This window comes from Symplocastrum torsivum (genome assembly GCF_059505465.1).
Map to the genome: position 1 here is coordinate 1 of NZ_JCACKQ010000096.1, position 11,060 is coordinate 11,060.

The following is an 11,060-nucleotide window of genomic DNA, read 5'->3' on the forward strand; positions in this document are numbered from 1 at the left end:
GATTGCGCTCCACTAAATTATCTGCTTGTGACACTCAAAGGGCGGAATGTGGGCTAATAACCTACCCGTGCGCTGTTCGCTACCCAAAAGGTGATCGCGTATCGTTTTAAGATGCTCCGGTACATCCTGCGCTTCCCAATTTACAATTAGGCGCGAGTCTACTAACTGCTCGATCCACTCCGATTCGCGCCCTTGGGAAACGTCCTCCTCAAGCGTGAGGATGAGTTGACAAAGCTTCTGGGTGAGGAAAGGCTGCTCCCCGGTCCACGCTAATACTTCTGCTAGCACTTTCTCAGGATTGCTGACTTTTCTAGCCAATCCCTGAGCTAAAGGTTGAGCCTCCTCAATGTGAAACCCACTCAACGCGATCGCTCGACCAATATTAAACGGTGTCCGGTTTCTGTCGGCAATCAAATCGGAGGGCAGTGCCACTCCCAACAGTGCAAACCGGAGGCGATTATAGTCGGGTTGGTCAACACGCTGGTTGTAGCAGGCGCGAATAAGTGCAAAAAAATCGTCAAGCGAGAATGACAAACTGAGAACGCTATCAATTTCATCGACAAAAATCACAATCTTAGAGTCAATCGACGCAAGCAACACTGACTCGATAAACTCATTCAATCGCTGTACGGGTGAGAGCAATTCGCGATCGCGCCACCAAGTCCGGAAATCAACCGTTCCGATGAGATTAAAACTCCGCCATAAATCGCAGACTACTCCGCCATACCACTGCTCAGAAGTAACTTTGCTCCCAATTCTCGTGAGGTCGATAGAGGCACAGGCAAATCCTTCCTGTTTTAGCTTCTGCATCGTTTGCACCCGCAAGCTAGATTTACCCATCTGCCGCGAGTTCAGAACATAACAAAATTCCCCAGCCTTCAAGCCTTCATAAAGGTCTTGGTCTGCCTGTCGCACCACATAACTTGGAGCATTAACGGGTAGACTTCCCCCAACTTTATATTTGTAGACCTGATTTTGTACTGTGTTCATCAGCTATAGCAAAAGGCAGAAGGCAGAGGGAAATCTTCAGTTATGGTAGGCGATGAGCCTAACGGCATTCTCCTTTCAGTCGAGCGCGAAAATACTCACGATACAAATTGCAACGGGGCATTACCTCATTGCCATCAAGCTGTACCAATCCCATTCTCTGTAGCTGATACATCTGCATCGTAGGAGCTGTTTTCAACAGTTGCTCTAACGTAATGTCCTGACAACTAATCCGATAGAGAGCCAACCGTACTAGAAAAGGATGCCCTCCCAGCATTGCCATTAACGGCTGAACTTGACGCTCTGTCCAATTAAATTCAAACGCACAGTTTGATAGTTTTGCGATCGCGCATGAGCCAAAATCCTGTTAGTTAGCGAAGTTTTTCCCATTTGCCGAAGCGCTTTAATTCTAATCAGAGCGCCTGGTTCTTCAATCTCGTTGTAACAGTCAAATTCAATAGGAGGACGCTCGACATAGAATGGAGAATCAAAAGAGACTGGACGCGCTGTAAACCCTTTACGAACCTGTTGAGCAACACTGAACTCTTGTTCTTGGCTGCACTCACTTGTGTCAACTCCGGTACTAGCAGAGGATTGCAGAAGTACTTCACCAGTAAAACTTGCTCTCTCTTGCGTTTTTCCTTTCTCCCTATCATCAAGTTGAGCTGAACGAGAGCCAACCAATGCTTCCCTGTCAACAATACATTCCCACTCCTCTAACCCAACTGCCTGACAAATTGCTTGGAAGTAAGTTTGTTGGATGCGACGGCTTTCCCAAAATCTCCTCAAAGTAGTTGTTGAAACTCCGGCACATTCAGCCCAATCTTCATCCAATTTGTTCCAACCCTTAAGTTTTCTATATACATCAACGGTTTCTAGCCCATATTCTGAAGCCGAGAGAGACGCTGCCATGTCTATCGTTTGCAAGGTATTTGTCAAGTCAGGTAGAGAAAAAGATAAGGAAGGTTTAAGTTGATAAGCCTAAGTGTTGTTGTAAGGATTGCCGCATGATGTCTACTGGCGGTGTTTGTCCTATCCAGATTTTGAAGGCAGCGACTCCCTGTTGTACCAACATTTCTAAGCCATCTATTGCAATAGCACCCTGTTGTTTGGCTTGTTGAAGAAACTGGGTTGGGTTGGGGGTGTAAATCAGGTCATAAGCGATCGCATTTTCTTTAATCGCTTGCATCGCCACGGCATCAACAGGAGACTCTTCAACGTGAGGATACATCCCTACGGGAGTTGTATTCACTATCAAATCGGCTTGGGATAGTAGTTCTGGCAGTTGCTCCCAAAGATGAATATCTAAGGTTACTGGTAAGGAACTATCCACCCAACTTTGCTCAAAAGCACTTAACTTCTGCTTGTTGCGACCAACAACGTGAATGTCAGTGCAACCTAATTGAGTACAACCAACAACCACAGCTCTCGCCGCACCACCATGTCCTAGAATGACAACTGTTGTTTGGCTCCAATCCCGGTTGTAAGCTTGCAAGGGTGCAATAAAGCCTTCTACATCAGTATTCGTTCCACTCCAACCTTCATCTGTGCGCCAAACAGTATTCACCGCACCGACATCTTTGGCAACTGCTGAAACCTCTGACAACAGAGGGACTATTGCCTGTTTGTGGGGAATGGTGACGCTGAAGCCGACTAAACCGATTGCTTTAAAACCTGCGATCGCTACACTCAAATCAGCCGCATTTACAGGTAAAGCGAGATAAACATAATCGACACCCAAAGAGGCGTTAGCCCAGCGCTGCTGCAAAGCGCAGATCGCCGCATTATGCATCACGGGGGATAAAGAATGCTCAACTGGGCTACCAATCACACCCAGTAGTTTAGTTGTCCCTGTAATCAGTTGCATCAAGTCCTAGTATTTCTCTTTAGTGAACAAAAAATGAAATTGAAATGCACACCCAGCTAAGATACCAGAGGTTTAACGCCACAGTTATAGCGGTTCTCAAATAAGTGGAGTACACTCAACTTCTGCCCTTTGCCCTCTCTCTGCCTTCTGCCTTAAAGCTAACTACTTTGTACCTCAGCAAATAGAGAAACGCTATATCTCTGACTTATGGCTGAGAGTCTTGAAATACCACACTTTGTTCAAAAACATCATTGTGCAATCTAAAAATCAGGAGAGTCTTTAGTAGTCGAGGAGTACTGAGACTGGATAAGCTGGTAGTCAAGCGCTAGTCAAGAGAGTATTTTCATGAATTTGGTTTCTTGTACGAGTTGTGGACAAGAAAATCCTGGTGGGGCACGTTTTTGTTCTGGCTGTGGTGTCTCTCTGCTGACACAGAATGCCAATCACAATGGCTTAACCCCTGGCACTTGGTTACGCGATCGCTACATCATTCGCCGTCCACTGGGGCAAGGTGGATTTAGCAGAACCTATTCGGCCGAAGATACAGGACGTTTTAATGAACTGGTTACTCTCAAAGAACTAACGCCGACTAATCAAGGAACTTATGCCCTCCAAAAAGCAGAAGAACTGTTTCAACGAGAAGCAGCGATGCTGCACAAACTTCAACATCCTCAAATTCCTCGATTCTGGGAGTTTTTTCGCCAAGAAAAACGGCTATTTTTAGTCCAGGACTACATCGAAGGTAAAACCTATCACTCTTTATTAGAAGAGCGAATTGCCCAAGGACAAACCTTCAGTGAAGCCGAAATCATCAAGCTATTGCAGCAATTACTTCCTGTCTTAAGCTATCTCCACTCTCTAGGTGTCATCCACCGCGATATTTCCCCAGACAACATCATCTGCCGTAATCAAGACAAACTTCCAGTTTTGATTGACTTGGGCGGTGTCACACAAATTAGCCAAAAAGTTGCCACAGCTGTTGCGAGTTCCCAAAATTCCACGCCATCTATTGGTGGTACTCGCTTGGGTAAAATTGGCTATGCTCCTGATGAACAACTACGTTTAGGAATAGCCGCTCCTCACAGTGATTTGTATGCTTTGGGTGTTACAGCACTTGTCTTGATGACGGGCAAGCCACCTCAGCAATTGATTGACTTAGAAACGATGCAATGGGACTGGGAAACTTATGTGAGGTTAAGCCCGTTCCTAACTGGTATCTTCAAACGAATGCTTGCAACGCAGCCTGTAGAACGCTTCCAATCGGCTGATGAACTATTGCAGCAACTAGAAACTCGTAGTAGCGTCGCCCCAACGCAACTGCATCCTCGTTTTACTCAAAATGATCCTCCAGCAAACTATACGCCAGCAACACCAACCAATAATTCCGGAAGTGGGAATATATTTGATGCTTCCGTCACTGTGCCCAAAGAAATTCAAGGCTGGAACTGGGGCGCATTCTTCCTACCTGGTTTTTGGTGCATTCCCAATCGGGTTTGGATTGGACTACTCGCTTGGACGGACTTTAGCCTGATTACTGTCCTGTTTACCTTTGGCATGACTTGGCCAATTATGGCAGTAATTCTGGGTGTCAAGGGTAATGAGTGGGCTTGGAAAAGTCGTCGCTGGCAGAGTGTGAAGGATTTTAAACGCCATCAAAGAATGTGGGCGATCGCAGGATTCTTCATTGCAGCAGCAATTTTACTCATCGCTTCGCTTGTGGTTTTGGGAATTTTGGCTTTGGGCGTATCTTCTATGGGTGGAATGGGCGGAATGGGTGGATCGGGTGACTAGTGCAGCGCGGCAGAAATAAGTAACCAGTTAACAGGTACCGCGATTAAAGTACGTGATTGAGGATACGCGATCGATTCTAGAACCAGCCAGGGCACTTGCGATCGCAATCTCAAGGTTTGATTTTTCGTACTTAGTGCGTCAGTCTTAGTGATGATACCCTTGAATTGAAAGGTGTCACTCAGCGAATCAGACAACCCATGCCTTACAGTCAATTTACAAGTATTGGCAAAGACAATCAAGAAATTACGACAGTTTGGCTTAAGTGACGAGCAAATTGCAGAGGCGCTAGAGCTACCCTTGGAGGTTGTAAAACAGGTGAACTTGGAGGAGTGAGTCTTGAGTCTGCTGTAGCAGATTCAATGCACGAGTATAAACACTTGTAAAGATGTTCCAGGGGCATCACGTAAGTAATCAAGTGATATTCGTATGCCTGAATTGGATGGTTATAGGTTGATGCGCCAAGTAAGGTTGCCAGCATCAGAAGGACAAATTTCAGCGATCGCGCTCACTGCCTATGCAGGAGACGTTAATCAACAGCAGGCAGTTACAGTCGGGTTTCAGATGCACGTTCCTAACCCCGTGGAACTAGAGAAGTTGGCAAGAGCGATCGCAAATCTTGTCCGTTAGACTTATAGGCTGGTTGCATCCGCTATATCTGTGATGGTGTGGCGGATGCAACCATCCACCACGACACCTAAATAAATTTGGACAAGCAACGACCTTAAATAGAAACCGAAAGTTGAAGAATCGCGATCGCAAAGTTTGCGCTAACAATTTAGAGGGATTAACCTAGACATAAAGAAAAACTCCTTCCTCAGATAGGTGCATGATCGACATCTTTATCTCCTACTCCCGAAAGGACAAGGAGTTTGTCACGGAGTTTTATGAAGCCCTCTGCCAACAACAGTGGGACATCTGGGCGGATTGGGAGAATAGATTGCTTATAAATCAACGTCTCGATGAAGATTTCAGTATGGCGGGAACTGGAGTTTAAACAAATCGCAATCGGAACAGAAATTACCCGGGGAATATAACATGAACCCACACAATATTTATCGATGAAGGATACAGTCGGCTGTGCCTCTCTTGCCAAATGTTTTAGGATTTGTAACTCTACATCCATTGCCCTGCCTACAAGGCACGCGGTTTACAGTATCTATTTCTTCATTCTAATTCTCGGAGAGTGACAGAAGAGGGCTAAGCAGATTTTCTCTCACTCACGAAAGAAGACATAGCACTAGCAACAGGAGAGTATATTTCCGAAAGACCTTCTTCGATAGACTAACGTCCTCGATCGGGTCCGAAGTCGGATAACTCTCTTCAAAAGTCCGAGGATCTAAACCCGGAGGGAAGACAACCAGTTCTCTTCCTTCTCTCACTGCCTGATGGTGCAATGCGATCGCATCAGCCAATGTATAGAACGTAATGGGAAACCATCTGTCGTTGTAAAAGTAGACTACAACTCGACTGTTTTTAGAACTACCTAATGGCAGAGGGACGTGCCAGAGTGAACCCACAATAGATAAGCCTTTCGTCTTGGGTATGTCTGTATCCTTTGTGACAGTAATACACAAGTATTAACCACTATCAAATGTGATATGTCTTTGGATATATTTTTTAGCTTCCTTAAAAGCGATCGCTCTCGGTTCACGGCTTGAGTTTCGCGCCGGGAACTAAGCTAGAGAATAAACAATTTAGTTGCTGTACAAAAAAATGCCATCACAATGGGAATGCTTATTGAAAAATTTAGGAGAATGGCAGGGTTCATTTACCCGATTCTCTCCCCAAGGGGAACAACTGGAAGATACGCCTACCGTAGTGAGTCTGGAAGGACTGAATGATAACCAAACCATTCGTCAGATTGTCCGCCGTCTCCCTCCTGATCAGCCAGTCGAGGAAAAAGTCCTAGAATACAGTTCTCTAAATCGAAGCATCCTATTGTTTAAAAATGGGGCATTTTCCCAAGGGACGATTCAATGGGCACCCTTTGCCGAATGTGGAGGAGAACTCGGCTTAATTGAAGGCGATCGCCGTTTGCGTCTGGTGCAGCTATTCAATAAAGATAGTCAGCTATCACGAATAACGTTAATTCGAGAACAATTGGCGGGTACAGATACCCCAGAACGCCCAGAACTAACTTTGGAGCAGCTTTTAGGGGAATGGCATGGAGAGGCGGTGACAATTTATCCAGATATGCGATCACCTGATACCTATCCCACTCAACTCAGACTCCATCGCGAAGAGCCTAACCGTGTAGTCCAACAACTAACGTATGGGACTGGCACCTCCGCTCAAACCATCACCTCCACAGCGAGAGTCGATGGTTCTATTCTTCACTTTGACCAAAGTCGGCTACCTGTTCAAGTGTTGTTGCTACCAGATGGAGCATCATCCAACTGCCCATTAGCCGTTAAACCCGGTCACTTTTTTGTTCTAGAGGTAGGATGGTTGCTGCAACCCGATCAGCGTCAGCGGCTGGTTCGTACTTATAGTGATAAAGGAGAATGGAGCAGTCTGACTTTGGTGAACGAGCAAAAAGTAAAAGCTGAGTAAGGGCTTAGCAATGCGCCTTGCTCCGACATCAAAATCAGGCTTTCACCGATTAACTGCGTAAGTCCTCAGTTGTCTAGAGTCTGTGAATGAAAGTTTTTGTTCCTAGGTGTAGGTCCAGAACTCACAGAGCAAGGGTACGCTGCGCTAGCTCAGCAGTAGGCACTTCTTGTACTTCGCCACTGAATCCCTTACTCCAGCTCATGATGTTAGACGAGAGCAGCATCAGAATCTTGGGTAAACAGATGCAAACAACCGCATTAAATAGTGCCATTAGTAATAGAACAATCAAATCCATATGACCCAAAGACTTGGTTATTTGTTATTGGTTGTTCATAAAAAAAATACAAACAACTAATAACAAACAACCCGAACTATTCCCACTCAATCGTTCCAGGAGGCTTAGAGGTGATGTCGTAAACTACCCGATTCACACCCTTGACTTCATTAACAATCCGGTTTGAGATTGTCTCCAACAAGTCATAAGGCACTCGTGACCAATCAGCCGTCATGCCATCTTCACTATTAATCAGGCGCAAGACGATAGGGTAAGCGTAGGTGCGTTGGTCGCCCATAACGCCGACACTGCGTACTGGAAGTAACACGGCAAAGGCTTGCCAGAAGTCGTGGTACATCCCTTGCTGTTGAATTTCCTGACGGACGATGAAGTCAGCATCGCGTAAGATATTCAACCGTTCTGCTGTCACTTCACCGATAATGCGAATCGCTAAGCCTGGCCCTGGGAAAGGATGTCGTTGTACAATTTCCTCTGGCAAGCCAATCGAGCGACCGACTTTACGCACTTCATCTTTGAAGAGTTTGCGTAAAGGTTCAACGAGCTTGAAGCGTAAGTCTTTGGGTAAGCCACCGACATTGTGATGGCTCTTGATTTTCACCGCAACTCGCTCACCTGTTTTCGGATCGACGTTCGTGTCGGCTGACTCAATTACGTCAGGATAGAGAGTGCCTTGAGCGAGATAATCAAAAGGCCCAAGGCGTTTGGATTCTTCTTCAAAGACCTGGATGAATTCATGACCAATGCGGCGGCGCTTTTCTTCAGGGTCAGTGATACCCTCGATTTTGGCAAGAAAGCGATCGCGTGCCTTCACATACTCGACTGGAATGTGAAACTGCTCTAAAAATAGCTGCACCAATCCTTCTGGCTCACCTTTTCGCATGAAGCCTTGGTCAATGAACATACAAGTCAATTGGTCGCCAATCGCTTTGTGGAGCAAGAAAGCAAGCGTTGAGGAATCAACACCACCAGATAGCGCCAGCAACACCCGTTTATCGCCAACCCTGGCACGAATTTCTCGAATCGATTGTTCGACAAACGCGGCTGTTGTCCAGGTCGGTTCACAATCACAGATGTGGTAGACAAAGTTACGAATAAGGGCAAGTCCCCCAATGGAATGGACTACTTCTGGATGGAACTGTACACCATACAGCTTTTTATCGTGGTGTGCGATCGCAGCACAAGGGGTATTTTCTGTATGCGCCAGGATTTCAAACCCAGTAGGTAAGGCTTCACAAGAGTCGCCATGACTCATCCACATCGTTGAGCCGTCTTCGACATTCGTCAGCAAGTCTGTGGGATCATCAATGGCTAGCGAAGCTTTTCCATACTCCGCCCGCTTAGCCCGCGTTACCTCGCCACCGAGTTGCTGCACCATCAACTGCATCCCATAGCAGACTCCCAATACGGGAATGCCTAGACTCCAAATTTCTGGGTCACATAGAGGAGCGTTTGCATCATAAACAGAATTTGGGCCACCAGAGAGTATAATGCCTTTGGGATTAAGCTGCTGTAGCTGTTGGGCAGTTGTGCGATAGGAAAGAACTTCAGAATAAACCTGAGTTTCGCGGATACGACGAGCGATCAGCTCAGAATATTGAGAGCCGAAATCCAGAATGACGATCATCTGACGATTTAACGGCTCTTGTAGAGACGTTAGCGGCAACGTCTCACTCGTTTGGGAGGCTTGTTCTGTTGGTAGTGACACTGATACGTCCGTCATGGAATCGAGTAAATGTACAAATATCTCGCCACCCAAGTGTCTATCAGGAGCAGCGATCTAGAGTCGTGAATTTTAGAAAGAAACCTGCTGGTTTCGAGGAAGTAAGACTGTAGAGATTCATACAAAACTAACACAATTGAGCTAGTAACGTGGCACCCATTTTGCTGGTGACGATGATTTTGCGATCGCGATCAAACAAAACTGAACCGACACGCACGTTCTGCTCACTATGTTTACGGATGTAGTCTTGGGAGCGAACATCAATTGTAGATGCGATCGCACCGTAAACCCGATCTACCCAATTACTGCCATTAGTAGCGTCTAGCTTACGAAGATACTTCAGTGCCGCTTCAGCCGTTGCACTCGCAAAAACCTCCTGTAACACTGCTGTTGGTAAACCGAGAGTTGCACAATGAGCCGTGAGAATTTCCAGTCGTCCATCCGCGAGATGGTGGTGAGTATGAAAAATCCCACCCGCTAATTTCATCAGCTTGCCATGATAGCCAAACAACAAAATTGCTGGCACTTGCTCCAATCCGGCGGTAACGAGCAGTGGCCCCAACCAATTAGCCGTCTTAATCAGCAATTCCGAGTTAATCCCCAGTTGCTGCGCCAAATCCAAGCCATTCTCCCCCACACAAAAGACCAACGTTGGAATGCTGGAAGAGTCTTCCCGACTCCCTAAATTAGTAGCTTTGTGTCTAAGCTCCTCACAAAAAGCCTCTAGTTGACCAGGCGCACTTAGAGGCTGAGAAATCCCAGTTGTCCCTAGCAGTGAAAGCCCTTCCACAACCCCAAAAGCCGCATTTGAGGTACGCTGTGCTAGTTGACGCCCTTCCGGCAGAATCAGAGTCACCCTGATTTTTTCCCCCAGTGCCAGATGATGTCTTAGGTTTTCTTGCAGTAGCCGCTCAGCATAAGCATAAATTGCCGCCTTGCCACCTGTATCCAGTTGTTTGCCAATTCCCTCTCCCCCCAGTAAACGAATCGGTTCAGATTGCTCTGGTTTTCCCCATTCCACTACTGCCCAAATTGGGGTATTACGTGTGAGGTCAAGGTTATCACCAGGGTTACTGCGGGTAACAGCCAGCGCCATACCCTCGCCAATTCCAGCCACTTGCTCAATGGGAATTTTTACCGTTTCCGGAGGTTCAATTAAGTCTACTAATACAGCATCCAGTAATTGAGGTTGGCGTAACCAATGCAAGGCAGCAATCGCCGCAGCACAGGCAAACACGGGTAACGTATATCCAGATTGCGGCGTTGGAGTTGTCATGAGAGGAAAATCCTCAATCTGTAGATTTCAAAGCTTTTAGCTATCCAGGTAGGTTTGAGTAGTTGACTTTCTCGAAAATAGAAGAATTGAGCATGAACTACTGCCAGTGAGCTTCGCTCTCAGGCAGTTTCTGACTTCAACGGGCAATGCCACAAGACGGACTTGCGTCCCCCTTTTGGTCTTACTTCCCCTCCGTCAGCAGAGATGGACGTTCCATCCACCTGTAGCATTCTGATGCCTTCTGCTCTTATGTTCGTTGCGGCGTTCCCGTCCCGGTCATGATGAGTTTTGCAGTGAGGGCAAGTCCATTCCCTCACGTCTAGCGGCAACTCACTGACTTGGTTGTAACAATTAGAACAGAGCTTGGAACTGGGGAACCATCGGTCAATCTCGACCAACACACCACCTTTGTCCTCCAGCTTGTAGGCTAAGAAGTTGGTGAACATTCCCCATCCCGCATCAGATATAGCCTTAGCTAGATTGCGATTACGAACCATGCCCTTGACATGAAGATTCTCTACTACGACAACTTGTTAAGTCTATTAATTAATTAAATAACAACAACAACAAC

General features: G+C 46.4%; 14 protein-coding genes. 5 read left to right on the top strand and 9 right to left on the bottom strand.

Annotated features, from left to right (window positions below):
- Window positions 1–12: 12 nt before the first annotated feature.
- From AC5JL3_RS24565 to AC5JL3_RS24580, 4 genes are read right to left on the bottom strand one after another with little or no spacing between them, the layout of a single operon-like run.
- Window positions 13–990: an AAA-like domain-containing protein gene (locus AC5JL3_RS24565; protein WP_496076971.1), complete on the bottom strand. Its 978-nt coding sequence runs from the start codon at window positions 988–990 to the stop codon at window positions 13–15.
- A 58-nt stretch (window positions 991–1,048) separates the two neighbouring features.
- Entirely contained in the window at window positions 1,049–1,270 is a 222-nt protein-coding gene (locus tag AC5JL3_RS24570) for an AAA-like domain-containing protein (RefSeq protein ID WP_496076972.1), read from the bottom strand.
- A complete protein-coding gene (locus AC5JL3_RS24575) occupies window positions 1,270–1,926 on the bottom strand; it encodes an AAA-like domain-containing protein (protein ID WP_496076973.1) in 657 nt (218 codons plus the stop codon). Before AC5JL3_RS24575 ends, AC5JL3_RS24570 begins: the two co-directional genes overlap by 1 nt.
- A 28-nt stretch (window positions 1,927–1,954) precedes the next feature.
- Window positions 1,955–2,848: a shikimate dehydrogenase gene (locus AC5JL3_RS24580; RefSeq protein WP_496076982.1), complete on the bottom strand. Its 894-nt coding sequence runs from the start codon at window positions 2,846–2,848 to the stop codon at window positions 1,955–1,957.
- A 351-nt stretch (window positions 2,849–3,199) separates the two neighbouring features.
- On the opposite strand from AC5JL3_RS24580, the gene AC5JL3_RS24585 reads away from it, so the two are divergent.
- From AC5JL3_RS24585 to AC5JL3_RS24600, 4 genes are all read left to right on the top strand, one after another.
- Complete coding sequence (locus tag AC5JL3_RS24585) at window positions 3,200–4,645, top strand: protein kinase domain-containing protein (RefSeq protein ID WP_496076974.1); 1,446 nt, start codon at window positions 3,200–3,202, stop codon at window positions 4,643–4,645.
- Window positions 4,646–4,816: 171 nt separating this feature from the next.
- Window positions 4,817–4,978 (top strand): hypothetical protein, encoded by a 162-nt coding sequence (locus tag AC5JL3_RS24590; RefSeq protein ID WP_496076975.1) that lies wholly within the window; start codon window positions 4,817–4,819, stop codon window positions 4,976–4,978.
- Window positions 4,979–5,071: 93 nt separating this feature from the next.
- Window positions 5,072–5,272, top strand: coding sequence for a response regulator (locus AC5JL3_RS24595; RefSeq protein WP_496076976.1), 201 nt, complete (start codon window positions 5,072–5,074; stop codon window positions 5,270–5,272).
- 199 nt (window positions 5,273–5,471) lie between these two features.
- Window positions 5,472–5,639, top strand: a complete 168-nt coding sequence (locus AC5JL3_RS24600) for a TIR domain-containing protein (protein ID WP_496076983.1) — start codon at window positions 5,472–5,474, stop codon at window positions 5,637–5,639.
- A gap of 223 nt (window positions 5,640–5,862) precedes the next feature.
- Here AC5JL3_RS24600 and AC5JL3_RS24605 read toward each other — a convergent pair whose 3' ends face one another.
- Complete coding sequence (locus tag AC5JL3_RS24605) at window positions 5,863–6,219, bottom strand: hypothetical protein (RefSeq protein WP_496076977.1); 357 nt, start codon at window positions 6,217–6,219, stop codon at window positions 5,863–5,865.
- Between the two features lie 139 nt (window positions 6,220–6,358).
- Between AC5JL3_RS24605 and AC5JL3_RS24610 the strand changes: the two genes are divergently transcribed.
- Entirely contained in the window at window positions 6,359–7,198 is an 840-nt protein-coding gene (locus AC5JL3_RS24610) for a DUF3598 family protein (protein ID WP_496076978.1), read from the top strand.
- Between the two features lie 121 nt (window positions 7,199–7,319).
- Here the strand turns inward: AC5JL3_RS24610 and AC5JL3_RS24615 are convergent, their stop codons facing one another.
- The 4 genes from AC5JL3_RS24615 to AC5JL3_RS24630 form a co-directional block, all read right to left on the bottom strand.
- Entirely contained in the window at window positions 7,320–7,493 is a 174-nt protein-coding gene (locus tag AC5JL3_RS24615; protein ID WP_496076979.1) for a hypothetical protein, read from the bottom strand.
- Between the two features lie 76 nt (window positions 7,494–7,569).
- Complete coding sequence (gene guaA / locus AC5JL3_RS24620) at window positions 7,570–9,198, bottom strand: glutamine-hydrolyzing GMP synthase (RefSeq protein WP_496076984.1); 1,629 nt, start codon at window positions 9,196–9,198, stop codon at window positions 7,570–7,572.
- 142 nt (window positions 9,199–9,340) lie between these two features.
- Window positions 9,341–10,489: a cobalt-precorrin-5B (C(1))-methyltransferase CbiD gene (gene cbiD / locus AC5JL3_RS24625; protein ID WP_496076980.1), complete on the bottom strand. Its 1,149-nt coding sequence runs from the start codon at window positions 10,487–10,489 to the stop codon at window positions 9,341–9,343.
- Window positions 10,490–10,608: 119 nt separating this feature from the next.
- On the bottom strand, window positions 10,609–10,986 hold the full coding sequence (locus AC5JL3_RS24630; RefSeq protein ID WP_496076981.1) for an RNA-guided endonuclease InsQ/TnpB family protein: 378 nt from the start codon (window positions 10,984–10,986) through the stop codon (window positions 10,609–10,611).
- Window positions 10,987–11,060 lie beyond the last annotated feature (74 nt).